At 64.8% G+C, this 22378-nt stretch carries 24 protein-coding genes and 2 tRNA genes; 16 read left to right on the forward strand and 10 right to left on the reverse strand.

Features of this window, described 5'->3' with window-relative positions; translation table 11 throughout:
• Positions 1 to 17: 17 nt before the first annotated feature.
• The 3 genes from AOT83_RS05350 to AOT83_RS05360 all read left to right on the forward strand — a co-directional run bounded on the left by AOT83_RS05350 (position 18) and on the right by AOT83_RS05360 (position 1720).
• Complete coding sequence (locus AOT83_RS05350; protein ID WP_030095090.1) at positions 18 to 284, forward strand: hypothetical protein; 267 nt, start codon at positions 18 to 20, stop codon at positions 282 to 284.
• Complete coding sequence (locus tag AOT83_RS05355; RefSeq protein ID WP_030095091.1) at positions 271 to 738, forward strand: DUF5130 domain-containing protein; 468 nt, start codon at positions 271 to 273, stop codon at positions 736 to 738. Before AOT83_RS05350 ends, AOT83_RS05355 begins: the two co-directional genes overlap by 14 nt.
• Positions 739 to 850: 112 nt before the next feature.
• On the forward strand, positions 851 to 1720 hold the full coding sequence (locus AOT83_RS05360) for a hypothetical protein (protein WP_030095092.1): 870 nt from the start codon (positions 851 to 853) through the stop codon (positions 1718 to 1720).
• A 43-nt stretch (positions 1721 to 1763) separates the two neighbouring features.
• Here the strand turns inward: AOT83_RS05360 and pepN are convergent, their stop codons facing one another.
• A complete protein-coding gene (gene pepN, locus AOT83_RS05365; RefSeq protein WP_057964979.1) occupies positions 1764 to 4325 on the reverse strand; it encodes an aminopeptidase N in 2562 nt (853 codons plus the stop codon).
• Between the two features lie 103 nt (positions 4326 to 4428).
• Between pepN and AOT83_RS05370 the strand changes: the two genes are divergently transcribed.
• Positions 4429 to 5046 (forward strand): DsbA family protein, encoded by a 618-nt coding sequence (locus tag AOT83_RS05370; RefSeq protein ID WP_030095094.1) that lies wholly within the window; start codon positions 4429 to 4431, stop codon positions 5044 to 5046.
• Here AOT83_RS05370 and AOT83_RS05375 read toward each other — a convergent pair.
• Positions 5043 to 5999, reverse strand: a complete 957-nt coding sequence (locus tag AOT83_RS05375; protein ID WP_030095095.1) for a M48 family metallopeptidase — start codon at positions 5997 to 5999, stop codon at positions 5043 to 5045. The genes AOT83_RS05370 and AOT83_RS05375 overlap by 4 nt on opposite strands.
• Positions 6000 to 6046: 47 nt before the next feature.
• Between AOT83_RS05375 and AOT83_RS05380 the strand changes: the two genes are divergently transcribed.
• From AOT83_RS05380 to AOT83_RS05390, 3 genes are all read left to right on the forward strand, one after another.
• Positions 6047 to 6526: a ribose-5-phosphate isomerase gene (locus AOT83_RS05380; RefSeq protein ID WP_030095096.1), complete on the forward strand. Its 480-nt coding sequence runs from the start codon at positions 6047 to 6049 to the stop codon at positions 6524 to 6526.
• A 6-nt stretch (positions 6527 to 6532) separates the two neighbouring features.
• Positions 6533 to 7330 (forward strand): zinc finger domain-containing protein, encoded by a 798-nt coding sequence (locus tag AOT83_RS05385; protein ID WP_057964978.1) that lies wholly within the window; start codon positions 6533 to 6535, stop codon positions 7328 to 7330.
• A gap of 78 nt (positions 7331 to 7408) precedes the next feature.
• Entirely contained in the window at positions 7409 to 8071 is a 663-nt protein-coding gene (locus AOT83_RS05390; protein ID WP_030095098.1) for a TetR/AcrR family transcriptional regulator, read from the forward strand.
• 6 nt (positions 8072 to 8077) lie between these two features.
• On the opposite strand, the gene AOT83_RS05395 is transcribed toward AOT83_RS05390, so the two are convergent.
• Both AOT83_RS05395 and AOT83_RS05400 read right to left on the reverse strand, forming a co-directional pair.
• The gene (locus AOT83_RS05395) at positions 8078 to 8950 is read right to left on the reverse strand and encodes a hypothetical protein (RefSeq protein ID WP_030095099.1); all 873 of its coding nucleotides are present in this window, start codon (positions 8948 to 8950) and stop codon (positions 8078 to 8080) included.
• 21 nt (positions 8951 to 8971) lie between these two features.
• Positions 8972 to 9045: transfer RNA gene (locus tag AOT83_RS05400), tRNA-Gly, on the reverse strand.
• A gap of 142 nt (positions 9046 to 9187) precedes the next feature.
• On the opposite strand from AOT83_RS05400, the gene AOT83_RS05405 reads away from it, so the two are divergent.
• The 7 genes from AOT83_RS05405 to AOT83_RS05435 all read left to right on the forward strand — a co-directional run bounded on the left by AOT83_RS05405 (position 9188) and on the right by AOT83_RS05435 (position 14895).
• Positions 9188 to 9261 (forward strand) — tRNA-Pro (locus tag AOT83_RS05405).
• A 66-nt stretch (positions 9262 to 9327) separates the two neighbouring features.
• Positions 9328 to 10797: a trigger factor gene (gene tig / locus AOT83_RS05410; protein WP_057964977.1), complete on the forward strand. Its 1470-nt coding sequence runs from the start codon at positions 9328 to 9330 to the stop codon at positions 10795 to 10797.
• A 141-nt stretch (positions 10798 to 10938) separates the two neighbouring features.
• A complete protein-coding gene (locus AOT83_RS05415; protein WP_030095101.1) occupies positions 10939 to 11532 on the forward strand; it encodes an ATP-dependent Clp protease proteolytic subunit in 594 nt (197 codons plus the stop codon).
• Positions 11529 to 12182, forward strand: a complete 654-nt coding sequence (locus AOT83_RS05420) for an ATP-dependent Clp protease proteolytic subunit (RefSeq protein ID WP_030095102.1) — start codon at positions 11529 to 11531, stop codon at positions 12180 to 12182. Before AOT83_RS05415 ends, AOT83_RS05420 begins: the two co-directional genes overlap by 4 nt.
• 242 nt (positions 12183 to 12424) lie before the next feature.
• The gene (gene clpX / locus AOT83_RS05425; protein WP_030095103.1) at positions 12425 to 13705 is read left to right on the forward strand and encodes an ATP-dependent Clp protease ATP-binding subunit ClpX; all 1281 of its coding nucleotides are present in this window, start codon (positions 12425 to 12427) and stop codon (positions 13703 to 13705) included.
• A gap of 6 nt (positions 13706 to 13711) precedes the next feature.
• Positions 13712 to 14335 (forward strand): maleylpyruvate isomerase family mycothiol-dependent enzyme, encoded by a 624-nt coding sequence (locus tag AOT83_RS05430; RefSeq protein WP_030095104.1) that lies wholly within the window; start codon positions 13712 to 13714, stop codon positions 14333 to 14335.
• 20 nt (positions 14336 to 14355) lie between these two features.
• Entirely contained in the window at positions 14356 to 14895 is a 540-nt protein-coding gene (locus AOT83_RS05435) for a GNAT family protein (RefSeq protein WP_044104318.1), read from the forward strand.
• A gap of 48 nt (positions 14896 to 14943) precedes the next feature.
• Here AOT83_RS05435 and AOT83_RS05440 read toward each other — a convergent pair whose 3' ends face one another.
• Genes AOT83_RS05440 through AOT83_RS05450 form a run of 3 tightly spaced genes read right to left on the reverse strand, consistent with a single transcriptional unit; the run spans position 14944 to position 17475 of the window.
• Positions 14944 to 15174, reverse strand: coding sequence for a hypothetical protein (locus AOT83_RS05440; protein ID WP_030095106.1), 231 nt, complete (start codon positions 15172 to 15174; stop codon positions 14944 to 14946).
• 10 nt (positions 15175 to 15184) lie between these two features.
• Positions 15185 to 16360 carry an acyl-CoA desaturase gene (locus AOT83_RS05445; RefSeq protein ID WP_030095107.1) on the reverse strand — a complete coding sequence of 392 codons (1176 nt, stop codon included), beginning with the start codon at positions 16358 to 16360 and terminating at the stop codon, positions 15185 to 15187.
• Positions 16361 to 16383: 23 nt separating this feature from the next.
• Positions 16384 to 17475, reverse strand: a complete 1092-nt coding sequence (locus AOT83_RS05450; protein ID WP_030095108.1) for a ferredoxin reductase — start codon at positions 17473 to 17475, stop codon at positions 16384 to 16386.
• A 104-nt stretch (positions 17476 to 17579) separates the two neighbouring features.
• Between AOT83_RS05450 and AOT83_RS05455 the strand changes: the two genes are divergently transcribed.
• Positions 17580 to 18236 carry a TetR family transcriptional regulator gene (locus tag AOT83_RS05455; protein ID WP_030095109.1) on the forward strand — a complete coding sequence of 219 codons (657 nt, stop codon included), beginning with the start codon at positions 17580 to 17582 and terminating at the stop codon, positions 18234 to 18236.
• On the opposite strand, the gene AOT83_RS27265 is transcribed toward AOT83_RS05455, so the two are convergent.
• A complete protein-coding gene (locus AOT83_RS27265; RefSeq protein ID WP_044104320.1) occupies positions 18233 to 18409 on the reverse strand; it encodes a hypothetical protein in 177 nt (58 codons plus the stop codon). The two genes, AOT83_RS05455 and AOT83_RS27265, sit on opposite strands and share 4 nt — an antisense overlap.
• Before the next feature lie 40 nt (positions 18410 to 18449).
• On the opposite strand from AOT83_RS27265, the gene AOT83_RS05460 reads away from it, so the two are divergent.
• On the forward strand, positions 18450 to 19136 hold the full coding sequence (locus AOT83_RS05460) for a guanylate cyclase (RefSeq protein ID WP_193606310.1): 687 nt from the start codon (positions 18450 to 18452) through the stop codon (positions 19134 to 19136).
• Here AOT83_RS05460 and fdhD read toward each other — a convergent pair.
• Both fdhD and AOT83_RS05470 read right to left on the reverse strand, forming a co-directional pair.
• Positions 19133 to 19954: a formate dehydrogenase accessory sulfurtransferase FdhD gene (fdhD, locus tag AOT83_RS05465; RefSeq protein WP_057964975.1), complete on the reverse strand. Its 822-nt coding sequence runs from the start codon at positions 19952 to 19954 to the stop codon at positions 19133 to 19135. The genes AOT83_RS05460 and fdhD overlap by 4 nt on opposite strands.
• Complete coding sequence (locus tag AOT83_RS05470) at positions 19947 to 22283, reverse strand: FdhF/YdeP family oxidoreductase (protein WP_057964974.1); 2337 nt, start codon at positions 22281 to 22283, stop codon at positions 19947 to 19949. Before AOT83_RS05470 ends, fdhD begins: the two co-directional genes overlap by 8 nt.
• Positions 22284 to 22378: the final 95 nt, after the last annotated feature.

Consider the following 22378-nt stretch of genomic DNA (forward strand, 5'->3'; position numbering starts at 1 on the left):
CGGCTACGGTTTGCATCGTGAGCTTTCTCAACAGCCCCACATACATCGGGATGCCGGTCTGGGTAGCCCTGATCACGCCCGTCTTCTTTGTGCTCGTCGGATTGTGGACGATGCGCAAGAAGGGCCCGCACCCCGCGACCTTCAACATGAACGACGGCTGGACACACGCGCCGATCCTGTGGGCCGCTGTCGACGAGAACATTGGTGACGCGCACGGGCATGGCCACGGCCATGGACACGCAGGCACCGAGGCGATTGGAGGGTCCGCAAGTGGCAAGTGGTGAAGTCATCAAGACTGCTCCCGCCGATCTGCCGCGCGGGTGGGCCGAGACCATCAGCGGACGCCTCTCGGGGGTCACCGAGCCGGGCGCGCTGTCGGTCGAGTACCCGTTCCCCAACTACGAGCTGGCGACTCTCGACGATGCGCTGACCTACGGGTCGCGTCAGTCGAAGGCGCGATTTTCCGTGTACATCGGCGATCTGGGATCAGACACCGCCGCCGGAGCACGCGACGTGTTCCTCAAGGTGCCGACGCCGGATGAGGCCGTGCTGATCGCGGTGTCGCCCAACCAGCATGTCGTGGAGGTCGTCTACGGCGAGGGACTCAAGGGTCGCGGTGCCGAGTCGGCCGCCGACCTGGGGGTCGCTGCTGCTGTGGCGTCGTTCAAGGAAGGCAACCTGCTCGACGGGATCATCAGCGCGGTGCGCGTGATGAGCGCCGCCATCTCGCGCCCCTGATCCCCACCTCTCTCTGCGCCGAGCGCATACCGCATGCATGCGAAATCTCTGAAATCGCTGCGTCTGGTATGCGCTCGATGCTTTTGTCGGTGGCCTGTCGCATGATTCGGCAATGGGGAGCGGGGTAATCCTTGGGAGCGAGGCGATTCGCGCGGGTTTGGTGACCCGGCATGAGCTGTCAACGACGTACGTGGCCAGGCACAAGGACGTCTACGTTCCGCGGGGCATCGCGGTAACGCCGACCATCCGTGCGGAGGCGGCATGGCTGCGATCGCGTAGGCAGGGAGTGCTTGCAGGGTTCTCCGCGGCAGCACTACACGGGTCGCAATGGGTTGACCCATCGCGACCGGCGGAGATTGTTGACGACCACAACCGGCGTCGCGAGCCAGGCGTAGTGACTCTTCGATGCACCCTCCAGGACGGCGAGGTGTGTGTAATCGGCGGGATGCGGACCACGACTGCGGCTCGCACCGCGGTTGATCTCGCCTGCCGCTATCCGCAGGGCGTCGCGGTGGCCGCGCTGGACTCTCTTGTGCGCGCTACGCAACTCGCACTGTCAGACGTCGCTGAACTCGCGTCGCGACACCCGGGTATGCGTGGCATTCGTCGGGCGCATGCAGCGCTTGATCTGGTGGATGCCGGGGCGCAGTCGCCTAAGGAGACCTGGCTGCGGCTGCTGCTGATACGGGCCGGGTTGCCGTGCCCTGCCACGCAGGTCATGGTGCATAACGGCGACTTCGTTGCGCTCGCGTACATCGACATGGGGTGGGAGGACCTCATGGTCGGCGTCGAGTACGACGGAGACCAGCACCGCAGCGACCGTCGGCAGTACCTCAAGGACATCAAGCGTCTGGAGATGCTCGAGGGCATGGGCTGGCAGATTGTCAGGGTGGTCGCGGAAGACCACCCCGACGACATCATCCGGCGCGTGCGTGACGCCCTGGCTCGCCGAGCGCATACCGCAGGCAGGCGAATCGCGTGAAAGGCCTGCGCTTGGTATGCACTCGGCGTCAAACGAAGGGCCGCTACTGGGCGTCGAACTCGCGGGCCCGCAGTGACCGGACGATGCCCGCGCGCCCCTCGGAGACCAGACGGCGCAGCGCCGACGGGATCTCCTTGGCCAAGAAGCCATCTGCTGACTCCACCGCACGCTGCGAGATGTCCCACGACGGGTACAAACCGATCACCACGGTCTGCGCCACCTCGCTGGAACGCCGCGCCCACACATCCTCGATGACGTCGAAGTAGCGACCCGCGAACGGTGCCAGCAGCTCAGCCTGTCCGGGCTGCACGATTCCCGCGATGACCGAACGCGCGGTGATGTTCGGCAGCGTGTCATCGTCGATGACCTGCTTCCACGCCGCCTCTTTCACCTCGGCGACCGGCCTGGCCGCGCGGGCCTGGGCCGCCTGACGCTTGCCTGCGGCCGTCGGGTCGCGCTCCAGCTCGGCATCGATGAACACCGATGCGTCCGGCTCCAGTGCTCCGGAGGCCGCCAGCGCGTTCACGATTCGCCACCGTAGGTCGGTGTCCACCGTCAGGCCGGGCAGATCCAGCGACGCCGGATCGGAGTCCAGCAGCGCCTGCAGCACGACGGTATGCCCTGCCGACAACACCGAGTTGGTGAAGGCATTCACGAATGCCAGCTGATGATCCGAGCCTGCCTCGGCGGCGCGCGCCAGTTCCAGCAGACGGTCGGCGAACGCCGGCCAGCCATGCTCGCGTGCCCACTCGGGCTCCACGTACGAGCTCAACGCAGTCTGCGCCTGCAGCAGCAGACGCTGCGCCACACCGACTTCGGACTCGGCGTGCACACCCGAGGACACCAGTGCCACGAAGTCGCGCGCCCGCAGCTCGGCCTCGCGGGTCATCTCCCAGGCCGCCGACCACGCGAGCGTGCGCGGCAGCGGCTCGGCGATATCGGCTACCCGCGAGAGCACCGTCTGAAGTGACTCGTCGTCCAGGCGCAGCGAGCAGTAGGTCAGATCGTCGTCGTTGACGATGATCAGCTTCCCGCGGGAAACACCAACCAGCCCGGGCACGTCCGTCGACGGTCCTTCGACGTCCAACTCAAGCCGGTGGGTGCGCACCAGCTTGCCGTCCACGTCGTCGTAGATTCCGACGGCCAGGCGGTGCACCCGTGTCTCGCCGGTGCCCGGGGCGGCCCCGGACTGCTTGACGGCGAACCTAGTGAACTTGCCGTCCGCGTCCACCTCGAAGTCAGGCGAGAGCGTGTTCAGTCCGGTGGTCTTGAGCCACTGCGTGCCCCAGTCCGACAGATCGCGTCCCGAGGCCTCTTCCAGCGCACCTAGCAGATCGTCGAATGTCGCGTTGCCGAACGCGTGGTCGCGGAAGTACGACCGGAGGCCGGCCAAGAAATTCTCCAGACCGACATACGCCACAAGCTGTTTGAGCACACTGGCGCCCTTGGCGTAGGTGATGCCGTCGAAGTTCACCTCCACAGCGGCCAGATCGGGGATGTCGGCGGCCACCGGATGGGTCGACGGCAGCTGATCCTGGCGGTACGCCCACGACTTCTCGACATTGGCGAACGTGGTCCATGCCTCGGTGTACTCGGTGGCCTCCGCCTGGCACAGCACCGAGGCGAAGGTCGCGAAGGACTCGTTGAGCCACAGGTCATCCCACCAACGCATGGTGACCAGATCGCCGAACCACATGTGCGCCATCTCGTGCAGCACGGTCTCGGCACGTCGCTCATAGGAGTACTTGGTGACCTTGGAGCGGAAGACGTAGTCCTCCAGGAAGGTCACCGCACCGGCGTTCTCCATGGCGCCGGCGTTGAACTCGGGCACGAACAGCTGGTCGTACTTGCCGAACGCGTACGGAGTGCCAAAGTTCTTGTGATAGAAGCCGAATCCCTGCTTGGTTTCGGTGAAAAGCCGGTCGGCGTCCATGAACTCCGACAGTGAGGCGCGGCAATAGATGCCCAGGTCGATGGTTCCGTGGTCATCGGAGTACACGTCGTTCCACCGCGCGTATGGCCCGGCGATCAGCGCGACCAGGTAGGTGCTCATCTTGGCGGTGGTCGCGAAGGTGTGCACACCGTCGGCAACCGATAGCGGGGCACCGTTGGAGATCACCTGCCAATGCGCCGGGGCAGTCACCGTGACGTCGAAGGCAGCCTTGAGGTCGGGCTGATCGAAGCACGCGAACATGCGCTTGGCATCGGCGGTTTCGAACTGCGAGTAAAGGTACACCTCGTCGTCCACCGGGTCCACGAAGCGGTGCAGACCCTCACCGGTGTGCGAGTACTCGAGGTCAGCCTCGACCACCACAGTGTTCGTGGCGGCCAGCCCGTCGAGCGTGATGCCGTTCTCCTCGTCGTACCCACTGACGTCTATTTCGACGCCGTTGAGCTCGGCGCGGCGCACGGTGCGGGCCGCGATATCGATAACCGTTGAGGCCCCCGGCTGCGCGGTAAAAGTGACGGTGGTCGACGAGTGAAAGGTTTCTTCGCTCGGACCGCCGTTACCGTCGGTGAGGTCGAGGGTTATCGCGTAATGCTCGACGTCGATCGCAGCGGCGCGTGCCGCGGCCTGGTCACGGGTGAGGTTGGGGAGTGCCACGTACCCAACGTAGCCGGTAGACGCGTCGGGAACACGGCGGCGGGAACGTGAGTTGGGACAAACTGGAGCTAACCCTGCCCGACTCACATCCGAAAGGTGCGCAATGTCTGCAGACAAGAAGGATCTCGCCGAGTTCTGGTTCGACCCGCTATGTCCGTGGTGCTGGATCACCTCGCGGTGGATCCTGGAGGTCCAGAAGGTTCGCGATATCGACGTGAAATTCCGGGTGATGAGTCTGGCCGTCCTCAACGAGGGCCGCGAGGACCTGCCGGAGCGCTACCAGGAACTCATGAAGACGGCCTGGGGACCGGTGCGGGTGGCTATCGCCGCCGAGCAGGCCAAGGGACCGGAGATCCTCGAGCCGCTGTACACCGCGCTGGGGACCCGGATCCACAATCAGGACAACAAGGACCTCCCGGCGGTCATCGCGGAGTCCCTTGCCGAGGTGGGCCTGCCCGCCGAGCTGGCCGACGCGGCCGAGTCGACCGAGTACGACGCGGCGCTACGCGAGAGCCACCACGCCGGCATGGACAAGGTGGGCCCGGACGTGGGCACCCCGACGATCCACGTCAATGGTGTGGCCTTCTTCGGTCCGGTGATCTCCAAGATCCCGCGTGGTGAAGAGGCGGGGAAGCTCTGGGATGCGTCGGTGATCTTTGCCTCGTACCCGCACTTCTTCGAGCTCAAGCGCACCCGCACCGAGCCGCCGACGTTCGACTAGTAGCGCGGCGGCGGATTGTCGAAGGTGTACGCCTGCTGATGTGGCAGGTAGCCGTGCGGTATCGGCGGCGGCGCGGGCGGTAGCAGCGGCGGCACCGGAGGAATGGGAGTCGGCGGCAGTAGCTTGGGCCGGAAGAACAACGACCCGGCCTGCTGCCGATTCCGCAGCGCCGCCGCGCGCCAGGTGTGCACAGGGTGGCTGGAGAGCATGTTGACCAGCCAGACGAAGAACCCCGTCTCCAGGGTGGCGCGGTTGGCCAGCGTGTCGAACTCGACCCGCTTGAGCAGGTACTTACCGGCCGCCATGACGCCGATGGCTCCCTGAATTCCTGTGGGGCGCATGGCGTATCCGTGGTTGTCGGCGGTGTACTCCATGGACCGCGACAGCGAGGTGCCCAGGAACGGGACGAAGTTCATAGCGGTCTGGGCGAACTGTCGCCAATAGGAGGCGTGCCCGGCGGCGATGTGGCCGACCTCGTGCCCGATGATGAAGGCCAGGGCCTCCGGATCACGCGCCTCGCCGCCGATCTCGAACAGGTCGCTGTAGACGACGACGAACCGGCGGAAGCCGTGGCCGCTGGCGAAGGCGTTGATCTGGCCGTTGCCCAGCACAACGTAAGCGTCGGGCAGCTCCTGCAGACCGAAACGCTGCGCTGCCTCGACCACCAGCGCGTACCCCTCGGGGAACTGGGTGGGGGACATCTTCACGCCGTTCACCCGCTGCTGCCCGTAGAGAATGCCTCGACCCAGGTACAAGGTCAGAGGGGTGGCGGCCAGCGCGACGATGATGATGTTCAGATCGGCGTTCTCGGGGTCGGCGAGATACCCGACGATGCTGAAAATCGCTCCGATGTACAGCAGCACTGTGAACAGGATCACGACGACGAGCAACCCGATCTCCCAGGGATGTCGACGTGGGGGATAGGTGTACTGGGGCAGTCCGACCGGGTACATGCGCGCCACGGTAACCGACCGCAGGGCAACCTGACACAATCAGCGGCATGCGCGTCTATGTCGGAGCCGATCACGCCGGATACGAGTTGAAGCAGAAGATCATCGAGCATCTTCGTGGCCGTGGCCACGAGCCGGTGGACTGCGGTGCCTTTGAGCTGGACCCGCAGGACGACTACCCGGCGTTCTGCATCGATGCCGCGCGGCGCACCGTCGCCGATCCGGGCAGCCTCGGCATCGTGCTGGGCGGTTCGGGTAACGGTGAGCAGATCGCGGCCAACAAGGTCCCCGGCGCCCGATGTGCGCTGGCCTGGAGCCTGGAGACTGCGGTACTGGCCCGCGAGCACAACAACGCCCAACTGATCGGCATCGGCGGCCGCATGCACACCGTGCCGGAGGCACTGGCCATCGTCGATGCCTTCCTTGCGGCCAAGTGGTCCGAGGAGCCGAGGCACCAGCGCCGCATCGACATCCTGGCCGAGTACGAGACCACCCACGAAGCGCCGCCGGTACCGGGCGCCAACGCGTAAACGCCTGTGCCGGAGGGGCATACCCTGCACCGGCTGGCGCGGCTGCACCAGCGCCGGTTCGCCGGTTCGGCGGTGGCTGTCAGTAGTCCGCAAGGCCGATTCGCTGAAGGTGCGGCCGTGGTCAACGGACGCACCTTGGTGAAGGCCCATGCCTGGGGCAAGCATCTGTTCCACGATTACGGCCCGGCCGGTGTGGTGCATGTGCACCTGGGGCTGTACGGCACGTTCACCGAGCTGCCGGTGCCGATGGGTGTGCCGGTGGGGCAGGTGCGGATGCGCATCGAGGGCCCGCAGTTCGGTACCGATCTGCGGGGCGCGACGGCATGTGAGCTCATCGACGCGCCGCAGGTCGACGCCATCCTGGCGCGCCTGGGTCCCGACCCGCTGCGCCCCCGATCCGACCCGTCATCCGCCTTCGAGCGGATCGCTAAGTCGCACAGGCCAATCGGTGCGCTGCTGATGGACCAGAAGATCATCGCCGGGGTTGGCAATGTGTATCGCAGCGAGGTGTTGTTCCGTCAGCGGATCGACCCGTACCGGCCCGGCAGCCACCTGCAATCCGGGGAACTCACCGCATTGTGGAATGACCTTGTGGACCGCATGCGTGTCGGGCTGCGCGTCGGGAAGATCGTTGTCGTCGACCCCGAATACGACCATGGCGAGCCCTCGTACGCACCGGACCGCCCGCGCACCTACGTGTATCGGCGCGCGGGTGCGCCGTGCCGGGTGTGCGGCACTCCGATCCTCACCGCGGAGATGGACGCGCGAAACCTGTTCTGGTGTCCCTCATGTCAAAACGCGTGATGTCAGCCGCGGTGACGTGTCGAGTTGTAAGCTGCACTGAGTGGGACCGCGAGTACCAATAACCCGAAAGGGGAGCTCATGACGCGACCGGGTGCGCCATTGGGAAAGCTCATGGCGCGCGCGGTGCGCGGACTGGGTTCGCACCCCGAACCCGACGATATCGAGATCCGGTTGCTGGACGCCGCCATTGAAGTACTGGCCGAGCGAGGCACGCAGACGGCCACTATCGATGAGGTCGCGCGGCGGGCGAAAGTGGGCCGCGCCACAGTATTTCGGCGATTCTCCAGTAAGGATCAATTGTTCGAGCGGGCTCTTGCTCAAGAAATGCAGAAGTTCCTGGACGAACTGCAGGAACGCGCGGGCGGTTTCGACGACATCGGCGAGCGGGTCGCCGAGGGGTTCGCGGTTTGCATCGAGGTTGTGAATCACCCTCTGCTGCGCGGTGATTCACTCGTCGCCAGGATGACGGCGATAGAAGCGATCACTCAGGGCGACCCTGCCCCCATCGAGCTGGCACGGAACTATCTCGCCGCGCAGATCGACCAGATGCGGGCGGAAGGGCGTATTCCGCCGGGTGACTCCAGGCGGCAGGTCGACGTCTTGATTCATCTGGTGTTGGGATACATGGCCTCGCCCGCGACAACGATCGACCTCGGCAACACCGAAGAGGTGCGTGCGCTGGCGCGCGAGACATTCGCGCCGATCCTGCTGGCGCCCAATGTGCCCGTCAACGCGCAATAGCGCGCCCTAGAAGTCGCCGAAGTCCCCACCGAAATCGCCGCCGCCGCCATCCCAACCGCCGCCGCTGTCCCAGCCACCGCCTTGGTCCCAGCCTCCGCCGCTTTGATCCCAGCTGGAACCACCCTGGTCCCAGCCGCCTTGATCGGCTCCGCCTGAACCCTGATCCCAACCGCCCTGATTCGCGCCGCCGTCGTTGCCTGCGTTCAGGCCGGCGTCGTATCCGTCCGAATAGCCCTGGCCGAAACCGCTTTCGAAGCCCGAGGCGCCGTACCCGACGCCGTGCATGCCGGAGAAAAGCGAGTTGAACAGCAGCGCCGAACCCACGCCCCAGGCACCGGCGACAAGAGCGGGCTTCCACCATGGTTCGGAGTACCAGCCCGCGGGTACGGGACGTCCGGCGACGGTGCCGCCGGGGTAGTAGTTGGGGGTGCGGCCCGACGGCTCCGGGGAAGCCTCGATCTCGCGTCCCTCGAAGTTGATCCGCCGATCCTCGCTGACAGATCCGGCCTTGCTCTGCCCGGCGGTGGAGGGAAGTTCGGGTCCGGGGTCCATGCCCATGGCCAGGCGCGCCGCTCGTACGTAGTACAGCCCCTCGATGGCGCTTTCCTTGGCCAGCGTTGCCTGCGCGGGGGTCCGGGCCTGCTCGATGGCTGAGGACGCCGCGGTATAGCGCTCGGAGGCGTCGGCGAGTGCCTGCCGGGACGCGTCATCGTTCCCGCTCAGTCCCAGCACCTGACCGCCGAGGCGTTCGGTGAGGCGGCGGGCGTCGGCCTTGGCGTCCTCGAGCTGGTCGCCACGGCGGCGGCTCGATCCCTGTGTGTAGATGATCGCGCCGCCGACGATCACGCCGAGGAGAAGCAGGCCCAGGATGATTTCCATGGCACCTACGGTACTGATGTGTGGAGCGGGTGACGGGAATCGAACCCGCGTAGCTAGTTTGGAAGACTAGGGCTCTACCATTGAGCTACACCCGCATGCTTGCGAGGTTGTCCCGCACGCGCTGACGAATGTACAGCGCCGGGGCGGATCAAATCCAATTCATGCCGTTGCATGTCGAGGCCGTAAGATCGCTTGGTCTCGTACGGAGTCTTGGACGAAGTATGGACGCAGGTCCGACGGGGTGTAGCGCAGCTTGGTAGCGCATCCGCTTTGGGAGCGGAGGGTCGCAGGTTCAAATCCTGTCACCCCGACAGCACGACAGCACGAAGAACCGCAGGTCACGACGATCTGCCGCGAACCATAAAGGAGCACTGCACGTGAAGAGCACCGTCGAAAAGCTGAGCCCGACCCGGGTTCGCATCAACGTCGAGGTTCCCTTCGCAGAGCTCGAACCAGATTTCTCAAAGGCCTACAAGGAGCTCGCCCAGCAGGTCCGACTGCCCGGTTTCCGCCCCGGCAAGGCCCCCGCGAAGCTGCTCGAGGCGCGCGTCGGCCGCGCCGCGGTGCTGGAGCAGGTCGTCAACTCGGCGCTCCCGGGCCGCTACAGCGAGGCCGTCACCGCGTCCGACGTCAAGCCGCTCGGACAGCCGGAGATCGAGGTCACCAAGATCGAGGACGGCCAGGAGCTGACCTTCACCGCTGAGGTGGATGTGCGTCCCGAGATCGAGCTCCCCGACCTGAGCACCGTCGCGGTCACGGTTGAGCCCGTCACCGTCGAGGACACCGAGGTCGACGCCGAGCTGGAAGCGCTGCGCGCGCGGTTCGGAACCCTCAAGGGTGTCGAGCGTGCCGCCGAGAACGGCGACTTCGTCTCGATCGACCTGTCGGCCACCGTGGACGGCAAGGAGGTCGAGGAGGCCTCGACCACCGGCCTGTCTCATGAGATCGGCTCCGGACAGCTGATCGACGGCCTCGACGAGGCCATCATCGGCCTGAAGTCCGGCGAGGAGAAGGTGTTCACCACCAAGCTGGTCGCCGGCGAATTCGCCGGACAGGACGCCGAAGTCACCGTCAAGGTCGGCTCCGTCAAGGAGCGTGAGCTTCCCGCCGCTGACGACGATTTCGCCCAGCTGGCAAGCGAATTCGACACCATCGGCGAGCTCAAGGACAGCCTCGTCGAGCAGGTGAAGGGTCGCAAGCGCATCGCGCAGGCCGACGAGATCCGTAACGAGACCATCACCGCGCTGCTCGACCAGATCGAGATCCCGGTGCCCGAGAAGATCCTCGAAGAGCAGATCGGCAACAGCCTGCACGAGGCCGTCCACGGTCTGGACCACAACGAGGAGCGCCTCAACGAGCTGCTCGAAGAGCAGGGCACCTCGCGTGAAGAGTTCGACAAGGACATGCGCGAGTCCGCCACCAAGTCGATCAAGACCGAGCTGCTGCTCGACGTGATCGCCGACAAATTCGACATCAACGTCGACCAGCAGGACCTCACCGAGCGTCTGGTCCTGATGTCGCGTCAGTACGGCATCGAGCCGCAGCAGCTGATCCAGTACCTGACCCAGCAGCAGCAGCTGCCCGGCCTGTACGTCGACGTGCGCCGCGGTAAGGCCATCGCCGAGGTCATCCGCCAGGCCAAGGTGACCGACTCCACCGGCGCGAACGTGGACGTCGACGCCGTGCTGGGGCCGCGTCGCGGTGGGGCCGACGAGGCCGCTGCCGAGCCTGATGCCGAGGAGAAGCCGGCCAAGGCCAAGAAGAGCGCGGACAGCGAGAAAACAGACAAGTCCGAAAAGGCCGAGAAGAAGGCCAAGAAGAAGAGCAAGGACGACGACGCCGAGTAGTCCGCGTCACGCTCTGAGCGAACTCGCCCGTGGCGGGGAGTGCGCAGCACCCGATGTTGGTTAATGTCGGCAGTACACGGAATTGGTTTCTTAAGCGGAATCCCGAAGAGCTAGACGAAGGCAGGTTGCACAGTGACTGAAATGCGTTCGGCGACAGCCGGGCTCAACCTGATCGACTCGGTGTATGAGCGTCTGCTCTCCGAGCGCATTATTTTCCTGGGCCAGCAGGTGGACGACGACATCGCCAATAAGCTGTGCGCGCAGATTCTGCTGCTGACGGCCGAGGACCCCACCAAGGACATCCACCTGTACATCAACTCCCCGGGTGGGTCGATCAGCGCCGGCATGGCGATCTTCGACACCATGGAGCTGTCCGAGTGCGATATCGCCACCTACGCGATGGGCATGGCGGCATCGATGGGCGAGTTCCTGCTGGCCGCCGGCACTAAGGGCAAGCGGCACGCGCTGCCGCACGCCCGGATCCTGATGCACCAGCCCCTCGGTGGCGTGACGGGTAGCGCCTCCGATATCGCCATTCAGGCCGAGCAGTTCACGGTCATCAAGAAGGAAATGTTCCGCCTCAACGCTGAATTCACCGGCAAGAGTGTGGAACAGATCGAGACCGATTCGGACCGTGACCGCTGGTTCACCGCGGCGGAGGCACTGGAGTACGGGTTCGTGGACAAGATCATTACCCGCGGCAATCTCAACGGCAGCAAGGGAGCCTCCAAGTGATCTCGAAGCACCTCAACCCGGAACTGGCTCCGCAGGCGCGCTACATCCTGCCCTCGTTCATCGAGCACTCGAGCTTCGGTGTCAAGGAGTCGAACCCCTACAACAAGCTGTTCGAGGAGCGCATCATCTTCCTCGGCGTGCAGGTGGATGACGCCTCGGCCAACGACATCATGGCCCAGCTGCTGGTGCTGGAGTCGCTGGATCCCGACCGTGAGATCACCATGTACATCAACTCCCCGGGTGGTTCTTTCACCTCGTTGATGGCGATCTACGACACCATGCAGTACGTCCGCTCCGACATCCGCACGGTGGTGCTGGGCCAGGCCGCCTCGGCTGCAGCCGTGCTGCTCGCCGCCGGTACCCCCGGTAAGCGGATGGCGCTGCCCAACGCCCGCGTGCTGATCCACCAGCCATCGCTGTCCGGTGTCATTCAGGGTCAGTTCACCGACCTGGAGATCCAGGCCAAGGAGATCGAGCGCATGCGGGTGCTCCAGGAGACGACACTGTCCCGGCACACCGGTAAAGATGCGGAGATCATCCGCAAGGACACCGACCGCGACAAGATCTTCACGGCCGAGGAGGCCAAGGAGTACGGGATCATCGACGTCGTCCTGGAGTACCGCAAGCTCTCCGCGCAGGCAGCTTCGTAGCTGCCTGCCGGCGGGCTCGGATAACAGTTGCAACACACCGGTCTCGGGTGCGCGTCATCGGCGGCTTCGGTCGGTGCGAGGCGATATGTTCTCCAGCACGGCAGGGTGTAAATGCCGTCGGTGCTATTCGGTTTATCGGTCGCGGGGTGTCCGGTATAGCGGGTAGCGTCGGGACCAACAGGTCAGAGGACGTGCTGACACCACGATCCACCACCATGTGACAGGAAGTAGGACTGGCCACCATGGCACGTATCGGAGACGGCGGCGACCTGCTGAAATGCTCGTTCTGCGGAAAGAGCCAGAAGCAGGTCAAGAAGCTCATCGCCGGCCCCGGCGTGTACATCTGCGATGAATGCATCGACCTCTGCAACGAGATCATCGAAGAGGAACTGGCCGACGCCGACGACGTCAAGCTCGATGAGCTGCCCAAGCCTGCTGAGATCCGTGAGTTCCTGGAGAACTACGTCATCGGCCAGGACACCGCGAAGAAGACGCTGGCAGTCGCCGTCTACAACCACTACAAGCGCATCCAGGCCGGCGATAAGGCCCGCGACGCCCGTGGTGAGACCGTTGAGCTGGCCAAATCCAACATCTTGATGCTCGGCCCCACCGGTTGCGGCAAGACCTACCTGGCCCAGACGCTGGCCAAGATGCTCAACGTGCCGTTCGCCATCGCCGACGCCACCGCCCTCACCGAGGCCGGATACGTGGGCGAGGACGTGGAGAACATTCTCCTCAAGCTGATTCAGGCGGCCGACTACGACGTGAAGCGTGCCGAGACCGGCATCATCTACATCGACGAGGTCGACAAGATCGCCCGCAAGAGCGAAAACCCGTCGATCACCCGCGACGTCTCCGGCGAGGGTGTGCAGCAGGCGCTGCTGAAGATCCTGGAAGGCACGCAGGCTTCGGTGCCCCCGCAAGGCGGCCGCAAGCACCCGCATCAGGAGTTCATCCAGATCGACACCACCAACGTGCTGTTCATCGTGGCCGGCGCCTTCGCGGGCCTGGAGAAGATCGTGTCGGACCGCGTCGGCAAGCGCGGCCTGGGCTTTGGTGCCGAGGTCAAGTCGAAGGCCGATATCGACACCACCGACCACTTCGCCGAGGTCATGCCCGAGGATCTGATCAAGTTCGGGCTGATCCCCGAGTTCATCGGTCGTCTGCCGATTGTCGCCTCGGTGACCAACCTGGACCGCGAATCGCTCATCACGATCCTGTCCGAGCCGAAGAACGCGCTGGTGAAGCAGTACACCCGCCTGTTCGACATGGACGGCGTCGAGCTGGAATTCAGCCAGGATGCGCTGGAAGCCATTGCCGATCAGGCCATCCACCGTGGCACCGGCGCTCGCGGTCTGCGCGCCATCATGGAAGAAGTGCTGCAGCCGGTGATGTACGACATCCCCAGCCGCGACGATGTCGCCAAGGTTGTCGTGACCGGGGAGACCGTCATCGACAACGTGCTGCCGACGATCGTGCCGCGCAAGCCCTCACGTGCCGAACGGCGCGATAAGTCCGCGTAGTTCGCCATGCTGAGCGCCATGGAGCTGGCGCGGGCCGAACGTATCGACCTCGCCGATTTCCTGGCGGGTCTAACCCCCGAACAGTGGGATGCACCGTCGCTGTGTACCAAGTGGCGAGTGCGCGATGTGGTGACACACATGATCGGGTACGAGGACCTCAACCGGGCAGAGTTCTACTCGCGGGTGGCCAAGGCGGGTTTCAACCCGAATAAGGCCAACGCGAATCGTGTTGCCGAACTGGCCGGGCGGACCCCCGCGCAGTTGCTGGAAATGGTTCGGGCGGCGGAAGTACCGGGAGTGTTGACAGCGGGGTTCGGCGGCCGGATTTCCTTGCTGGACGGCATCGTCCACCAACAGGACATCCGTCGCCCACTCGGGCTCCCACGCGACATTCCGGGGGAGCGGATGCGCGTCGCCATGGATTTCGCGCGCTGGGCACCCCCGATCCGGGGCGCGTTGCGCGCCCGCGGTGTGCGGCTTGTGGCTACCGACCTCGACTGGTCACGCGGTAGCGGGCCTGAGGTCACCGGCCCCGCCGAGGCGCTGCTGATGGCGATGGCCGCGCGGCCCTGCGCGCTCGCAGATCTCGAAGGCCCGGGTAAATCGACCCTGGCGCAACATATTTCGTAAACCCTCGTAAGCTGGTAGTGATGTCCACCGAGTTCATGAGCCAGCCGACGCTGGAGGGGCCAACGCTCACCCTGCGTCCATTGGCAGACGACGACCTTGAGCCGCTCTACCGTGCGGCCAGCGATCCGCTCATTTGGGCGCAGCACCCGAGTTCGGACCGTCACCAGCGGCCGGTCTTCGAGAAATGGTTTGTGGAGGCCCTCGCCGCAAAATCGCTTGTCATCATCGATCACTCCACCGGGGAGATGATCGGCTCATCCCGTTTTTACGAGTGGGACCCGGACAAGCGCGAGGTCGCGATCGGGTACACGTTCCTCACTCGCGAGTACTGGGGCGGCACGGTGAATGCTGAGCTCAAGACGCTCATGCTGGACTACGCGTTCATCAATGCCGACCTGGTGTGGTTCCACGTGGCTGCCGACAATCTGCGGTCGCAGAAGGCGCTCGCCAAGATCGGTGCCCACGAGCACCACCGCCAGAAGCGTGAGATCAACGGCGCGCTGGAGGATTACGTGTACTTCACCATTACCGCCGCCGACTGGCGAGATGCCTCCGACTGAGCGCGACGTCCACTGCGAAGTAGAACGTCGCGCTCAGCCGATGACCGATCAGTGCGTCGCCGGATCCTCGTCGGCGTCCACGCCATCCCGAGACTGATCCTGCTCGGCGCGCTTGGCCGCCTCGCGCATCTCAAAGGCATCGGTGGCGATCTCGCCGATCTGCCGGGTGACATCAACCACGGCGTTGGTGATGATCTTGGCGATCTCGCCGACGTGCTCGGCGGTTGACGACACGACCTCTTGGGCCAGGTCCTTGTTGCGTTCGAACTTGCTCACCACGTCACCTAACTTACGCGTCGACCAGCTGACCGCGCTCGTCGACGACAACGACCTCTGGTTCGGCGGCCGCTTCCTTGCGCTTGTCCCGCTCGATGTGCACGACGAGCTCCTCGTCGTCGCGGAACCAGCCGTTAGGCAAGGACAGGCGAGCGATCTTCTTCCAGGTGGACGAGAGCTGGGCGAAGAGGCCCCCCGTGTTGTAGGGCAGGCCGTACTTCTGGCACAGCTCGCGCACCTCGGTGGCCATCTCCGGATAGCGATTGGCCGGCAGATCCGGGAACAGGTGATGCTCGATCTGGTGGGACAGGTTGCCGCTCATGATGTGAAACAGCCTGCTGCCCTCGATGTTCGCCGAACCAAGCAACTGCCGGATGTACCACTCGCCGCGCGTTTCGTTGGCGGTCTCCTCCTTCGAGAAGGTCTGGGTGCCGGACGGGAAATGCCCGCAGAAGATGATCGAGAACGTCCACACGTTGCGCACGAAGTTGGCGGACAAGTTGCCCAGGAAGGTGATCGGAAACAGCGGGCCGGTCAGCGCCGGGAAGATCACGTAGTCCTTGAGAACCTGCTTACTGGCCTTGCGCCACATGCCCTTGATCAACGGCTTGAGGTCGTACCATTTGCGCTTGCCCCTCACGATGTTCTCGGCCTCAAGCTCGTGCACCATGACGCCCCACTCGAAGAACACCATCAGGGCGGTCGCCCAGGCCAGGTTGCCCAGGTAGTAGGGGTTCCACTTCTGCTCGGGCGCCATCCGCAGGATGCCGTAACCCACGTCGCGGTCCATGTCGACGATGTTGGTGTAGGTGTGGTGCATGTAGTTGTGCGAGTGTCGCCACTGGTCGGCGGGGCACACGGTGTCCCATTCGAACTCGCGTGAGTTAAGGCCCTTTTCGCGCATCCAGTCGTACTGGCCGTGCATGACGTTGTGGCCGATCTCCATGTTGTCGAGGATCTTGGAGACGGACAGCGCGCCCACCGCAGCGAGCCACACGGGCGGGATGAACCCCAGGTACATCAGGGCGCGCCCAGCGGCCTCGCAGCCGCGTTGTGTCTTGATGATCGAGTAGATGTACTCGCGATCACGCTCGCCCAGATCGGCGACAATGCGGTCGCGCAATTCATCGAGATCCTTGCCCAGCGCCTCGATATCCGATGCGCTGATGGTGATTTCGTTGCTTGGCATCTGGCTGCCCTCCTTGGGGTCTGTTAGAGGTTGATCGAGACGTCACCGACGGGGGCGGTGATGCAGAGCTGGATGTGCTGATCGGGGTCGTCGTTCTCATCGCCGGTGCGCAGGTTCCGGGTGCATCCGGATGTCTTCACCGCCGTGCAGGCGAAGCAGATTCCCATCCGGCAGCCGAATTCGGGTTGCAGTCCGGCGGCCTCAGCCTGTTCGAGGATCGGCCTGCCGTCGTTTTCGGCGGTGATGTCGGAGGTGGCGAATCGCAGCACGCCTCCGGCCTCCCCAGTGGTGCTCGACGTGGTGACGTAGAACTCTTCGGTGTGCAGACGGTCGGAGAGTCCACGCTCGGCGTATAGCGTGCTCACCGCGTCGTGCAGCGAGGGCGGCCCGCACAGGAACGTCTGGGCATCGGCGCTCCAGGGCGCGAGCGCATCGAGCTGCTCGGCACTGAAGTGCCGACCGCCCTCACGCGTGTACACCGTGTGCACCGCCACCGATGGCACCTCGCCGAGAGCGGTGAGCTCGCGTGCGTAGGCGTTTTCTGCGGCGGTCGGCGCGTAGTAGAGCACCGCGAGCTGCCCGGGGTATCCGTTGCCGATGAGAGTTCTCGCCATTGAGAGAACGGGTGTAATCCCGCTACCGGCGGCGATTAGAACGGTCCGAATGGGGCGCGGCGAGGGAAGGACGAACGTGCCGGCGGCCGGGGTGATGCTGTACACGTCACCCACCGCGGCGTGCTTGTACAGGTAGTTCGACACCAGCCCTTCGGGCCTGCGGGCAATGGTCAGCTCGATGAGGTCGCGGGTGTCATCGGCGCCGGACGGTGAGAAGCAGCGGACGTGGCGCACGCCATCGATCACGACACCCAGCTGTACGAACTGACCTGCGCGAAAGCCTTTGAACTGGTGGGTTGTGCGCAAGGTCAAGGTCACCGATCGGGTGGTGCGGCGCTGCACGCGAACGACGCGCGCGCGGGCCTCTTCCCAGGTGATCATCGGGTCGACCAGTTCGAGATACCGGTCGACGGCGTGCGGGGTGAGGGCGGCGGTCAACAACCGGCCCAGTGACGACTCGGGAGTGAGGATTCGTCGGGTGGCTTTAGTTAGAAATGTCATTCGAACTCCCTCCGTTAGGTTAACGAATGTACACTGAAATTGTGAACCAACTTGCCCCCACTGAGTCAAGCCGTAATCACCGTGTCGGTCATCACAGCGATACAGTGATCGCCATGACCAGTCGTCGAGAGCGGAGCTCTCATGCGGGCGCCTCCGCGCGACGTGACTCGGTTCGCGGTGAGCAGAAACTGCGCACCCGCACCGCACTGATGGAAGCCGCCCTTGAGCTTTCGCGTACTCAGGCGTTCTCGGGACTGAGCCTGCGTGATGTCGCCCGTGGCGCGGGAATCTCGCCGACGGCCTTCTACCGGCACTTCGCTTCCCTGGATGACCTGGGTGTCGCGCTGGCCGAAGAGGGAATGCGCATCGCCCGGGGGATCGCCCGGGAGATACGCCGGCGCGAACCGGCGACGTTGGCCGAAGCCATGCGCATCCTTGCCGAGCAGGTTCAGGAAAACCCTGATCAGCTGCGGTTTGTCGCCACCGAGCGGTACACCGCACCCACCGAGGTGCGCAGGGCCGTGAACATCGAGATGCGGCTGCTCGCCGGTGAGCTGGCCATCGACCTGGCGCGTCGCGAAAAGATGCGGCTCTGGGATTCGGCCGATCTCACGACGGCGGCCAGCCTGCTGTTATCGATCGGCGCCAATGCGGTGGCCGAGTTGGTACAGCCCGACGCCGACACCGACGATGTCGTCGACAGCGCCACCAGCGCCCTGACCATGGCCTTCGTGGGCCTGCAGAATTGGCGCTCCAATTAGTGTGAGGACTCGTTAGTCCCCGCGCCCGATTCGCCGAGTCGCTGGTGCAACCGGTCGCGGATCTCATCGACCGTGTACGCCTCGCGTTTGCGTTGATCGCGGGCGACCAGCACGCCTCCCGCTGCCACCCCGACAGCCCCGGCGAGCCCGAGCCACTTCCACATGTTGGCCATCGCTCCAGGCTACGGTGCGGGAATGAGTGAGATAGGAGCCGTGTCGATCGACGAGGCGCTCGATGCGACGCGGACGGGCGACATCTGGGTGTTCCGTGGACGGTCGGGTCCCGATCGTCTCATCCAGACCTTGTCGAACAGTCCGGTCAACCATGTCGGTATGACGGTGGCCATCGATGATCTGCCGCCGCTGATGTGGCATGCCGAACTCGGTAACAAGCTCACCGATGTATGGACCGGCGATAACCATCGGGGGGTGCAACTGCACGATGCGCGTGAGGCGATCGAGCGGTGGGCGCACGTGTATGGACAGCGGTGCTGGCTGCGGCAGCTGAGCCCGCGGATAACCCGCGAGCAGGAAGACATCGCACTGCGCGTGGTGGCCCGGATGGACGGGACGCCGTTTCCGGCTACCGCGCGGCTGACCGGTCGCTGGATGCGGGGCCGGCTTCCTACGGTCAGCGATCTCACGCGGGGACTTCCCTTCGTGCACAAGAAGGTTCGCGAGGTGGCCGAGCGGGACATCACAAAAAAACGGCAAGCCGGGCTGGAGACGGCGTTCTGCGCCGAGACGGTGGCGATCACTCTCGAGGAGATGGGGTTGCTCATCACCGAGAAGCGCTCGAACTACTTCGATCCGGGGTCGTTCTGGAGCGGTGATGATCTACCGCTGGCGCCGGGCTACTCACTGGGCAGGGAGATCGCCGTCGAGGTGCCGGAGGCTTAGAGCACCCGATCCGCCCGGGTGTAGACGTTCATGCTGTCCTCACGCAGGAACGCCACCAGCGTCATCCCGGACTGTGCCGCGAGATCCACAGCCAACGAGGACGGCGCCGACACCGCGGCCAGGATGGGAATGCCCGCCATGGTGGCCTTCTGGGCGAGCTCGAAGGAGGCCCGCCCGCTGACCAACAGTGTGGTCCCGGTGAGGGGCACCCTGCCGTTTTCGAGAGCCCACCCGATGACCTTGTCCACCGCGTTGTGCCGGCCGATGTCCTCGCGGACCGCCAACATGGCGCCGTCCGTGGTGAACAGTGCCGCGGCATGCAGCCCGCCGGTGGTCGCGAAAACCTTTTGCGCCGAGCGAAGTTTGTCGGGCAGACCCGCCAGCGTGGTCGATTCGATGGTGGATGGGTCGTCGCCGGGGGAGAAGCGGCTGATGGTGCGGACCGCCTCCAGCGATCCCTTGCCGCAGACACCGCAGGACGAGGTGGTGTAGAAGTTTCTCGTCACCGCCGGGTTGGGGGCGGGAACGCCGGGGGCGAGGGTCACGTCCAGGACGTTGTAGGTATTCAGGCCGTCGGGCCCTTCGCCCTGGCAGTAGCGCACGGTCAGCAGATCGTCGCGGCCGGCGATGACCCCCTCGGTGAGCAGGAATCCCTGGGTGAGTTCGACATCCGATCCAGGGGTGCGCATGGTGACGGCTACCGCCTGCCCGTTGACCCGGATCTCCAGGGGCTCCTCGACGACGAGTGTCTCGCTGCGCTCGCCCCGTCCGACCCCGTCGATGCGGCGTATCTTGCGCCTGTCGGTGACCCTACCCACGAGCCACCAGACGGATGACGACGGCCTTCGACACCGGAGTGTTGGACCGTTCCGCGACATGGTCCAGGGGCACAAGTGGATTGGTCTCTGGGTAGTAGGCGGCGGCGTTGCCGCGCGGGGTGGAGTACGGCACCACCAGAAAATCCTCGGCACGCCGCTCCTCGAGCACTCCGTCGGCGCTCGGGTACTCGGACACCAGATCAACCCGCGCACCCTCGGACAACCCAAATGCGGCAAGGTCTTCGGGATTGACGAAGACCACCCGGCGGCCGCCCTTGACGCCGCGATAGCGGTCATCGAGGCCGTAGATAGTGGTGTTGTACTGGTCATGGCTGCGCAACGTCTGTAGCACCAGTCGGCCTGCCGGTACCGGCACCCACTCCAGTGGTGCCGCAGAGAAATTGGCCTTACCCGTGTGCGTGGGAAATTGGCGATCGTCGCGCGGCGGATGCGGCAACGCGAACCCGTCCGGTTGCCGGACCTTGGTGTTGTAGTCGGCGCATCCGGGTACCACCCGCGAGATGGCATCGCGGATGGTGTCGTAGTCGTCGACAAACCTTTCCCATGGCACCGGGTGTTCCGGTCCCAGGACGATGCGTGCCAGTTGACAGACGATGGCGACCTCGCTGCGTAGCGCGGTGCTCGGTGGATGCAGACTGCCACGGGAGAGGTGCACGATGGACATCGAATCTTCCACGGAAACAAGCTGTTTACCCGACTCTTGGATGTCGCGATCGGTGCGTCCGAGAGTGGGCAGGATCAGCGCGGTGCGCCCGTTCACCAGATGACTGCGATTGAGTTTGGTGGAGATCTGTACGGTCAGTGAGCAATTGCGCAGCGCGGCCTCGGTGAGGGCGGTGTCGGGGGTGGCAGAGGCGAAATTGCCACCCATGCCGATGAAGACGGAGACCTTGTCGTCACGCATGGCCCGGATCGCGTCCACCGTGTCGAACCCGTGCTTGCGGGGAGTCTCGATGCCGAACTCGGAATCCAATGCGGCCAAGAAGGCTTCGGGCATTTTCTCCCAGATGCCCATGGTGCGGTCGCCCTGGACGTTCGAGTGGCCTCGCACCGGGCACACCCCCGCACCCGGCTTGCCGATCATCCCGCGCATCAGCAGCAGGTTGGTCGCCTCACCGATGGTGGCGACGGCGTGCCGGTGTTGGGTGAGGCCCATGGCCCAGCAGAAGATCGTGCGCTGTGATTCGGCCAGGAGTGTGGCAACCGTGGTCAGCTGCTCCATGTCGATACCCGTTGCCTGCGCGACGGTTTCCCAATCAACCGCCCGTGTCCGCGCGGCCCATTCCTCGTACCCTGCGCAGTGCTCCTCGATGAATTGCCGGTCGACGATGCTGCCGGGGTTCGCGTCGTCGGCCTCCAGAAGCAGTCTGCCAATCCCTGCGAAGAGCGCCATGTCTCCGCCGAGCCGGATCTGTACGAACTCGTCGGCGATGGCCACACCGTGCCCGACCACGCCGTTGACCTTCTGCGGGTCCTTGAAGCGGAGCAGTCCGGCCTCGGGGAGCGGGTTGACGGCAATGATCTTGGCGCCGTTGGCCTTTGCCTTCTCCAGCACCGAGAGCATGCGCGGATGGTTGGTACCGGGATTTTGGCCCGCGATGAGAATGACGTCCGCGTGCTCGATATCGGGTACCGACACCGAGCCCTTGCCGATTCCGATCGAGTCCGTCAGCGCGGTGCCCGAGGACTCGTGGCACATGTTGGAGCAGTCGGGCAGGTTGTTGGTACCCAGGCTGCGCACCAGCAGCTGGTAGCAGAACGCGGCCTCATTACTGGTGCGCCCGGAGGTGTAGAAAACCAGCCGGTCCGGGTCGGCGGCCGCCCTGACCTCCTCGGCGATGAGCGCGTACGCGTCGTCCCAATCAATGGGCCGGTAATGCGATTCACCGGGGCGCAGCACCATGGGGTGGGTGAGGCGGCCTTGTTGGCTGAGCCAGTACTCGGGGAGTTCGCGGAGTTCCTCGACCGAGTGCTGGGCGAAAAATTCTGGGGTGACCGTGCGTTTGGTGGCCTCTTCGGCGACTGCCTTGGCGCCGTTCTCGCAGAACTCGGCGAGTTTGCGGTGTCCCGGTGTTTCCGGCCAGGCACATCCGGGACAGTCAAAGCCGTGACGTTGATTCAGCTTGGACAGCGTTGCGACGGTGCGCAATGGGCCCATCTGTTCGAGGCCGCGTTGCAGGGAAACGCCGACCGCGGTCATTCCCGCGGCGACGTCCTTCGCGCCGGTGACGGCGATATCGGGTTCGCCGATCTCGCCCGGCCCGGCTTCCTCGTGGTGGCCAGCCGTCGGTATCCGGTGCCCGGTCATGCTTCTCATTCTGGACCCGTTGTCGAGCCGGGGTGTCACAACCCTCGGATGGCCGACCCGCGGTGACAGCACCGAGAGGCAACCAAGCAGATGCT

The sequence above is a fragment of the Mycobacteroides sp. H001 genome, from assembly GCF_001440005.1.
Lineage (GTDB): Bacteria > Actinomycetota > Actinomycetes > Mycobacteriales > Mycobacteriaceae > Mycobacterium > Mycobacterium gwanakae.

Bases quoted from the DNA above. Each gene is read 5' to 3' on its own strand.
- AOT83_RS05360 (WP_030095092.1), top strand. From the start codon at position 851: ATGGGGAGCGGGGTAATCCTTGGGAGCGAGGCGATTCGCGCGGGTTTG.
- AOT83_RS05370 (WP_030095094.1), top strand. From the start codon at position 4,429: ATGTCTGCAGACAAGAAGGATCTCGCCGAGTTCTGGTTCGACCCGCTA.
- AOT83_RS05375 (WP_030095095.1), bottom strand. From the start codon at position 5,999: ATGTACCCGGTCGGACTGCCCCAGTACACCTATCCCCCACGTCGACAT.
- AOT83_RS05380 (WP_030095096.1), top strand. From the start codon at position 6,047: ATGCGCGTCTATGTCGGAGCCGATCACGCCGGATACGAGTTGAAGCAG.
- AOT83_RS05390 (WP_030095098.1), top strand. From the start codon at position 7,409: ATGACGCGACCGGGTGCGCCATTGGGAAAGCTCATGGCGCGCGCGGTG.
- AOT83_RS05395 (WP_030095099.1), bottom strand. From the start codon at position 8,950: ATGGAAATCATCCTGGGCCTGCTTCTCCTCGGCGTGATCGTCGGCGGC.
- AOT83_RS05415 (WP_030095101.1), top strand. From the start codon at position 10,939: ATGCGTTCGGCGACAGCCGGGCTCAACCTGATCGACTCGGTGTATGAG.
- clpX (WP_030095103.1), top strand. From the start codon at position 12,425: ATGGCACGTATCGGAGACGGCGGCGACCTGCTGAAATGCTCGTTCTGC.
- AOT83_RS05430 (WP_030095104.1), top strand. From the start codon at position 13,712: ATGCTGAGCGCCATGGAGCTGGCGCGGGCCGAACGTATCGACCTCGCC.
- AOT83_RS05435 (WP_044104318.1), top strand. From the start codon at position 14,356: ATGTCCACCGAGTTCATGAGCCAGCCGACGCTGGAGGGGCCAACGCTC.
- AOT83_RS05445 (WP_030095107.1), bottom strand. From the start codon at position 16,360: ATGCCAAGCAACGAAATCACCATCAGCGCATCGGATATCGAGGCGCTG.
- AOT83_RS05450 (WP_030095108.1), bottom strand. From the start codon at position 17,475: ATGACATTTCTAACTAAAGCCACCCGACGAATCCTCACTCCCGAGTCG.
- AOT83_RS27265 (WP_044104320.1), bottom strand. From the start codon at position 18,409: ATGGCCAACATGTGGAAGTGGCTCGGGCTCGCCGGGGCTGTCGGGGTG.
- AOT83_RS05470 (WP_057964974.1), bottom strand. From the start codon at position 22,283: ATGACCGGGCACCGGATACCGACGGCTGGCCACCACGAGGAAGCCGGG.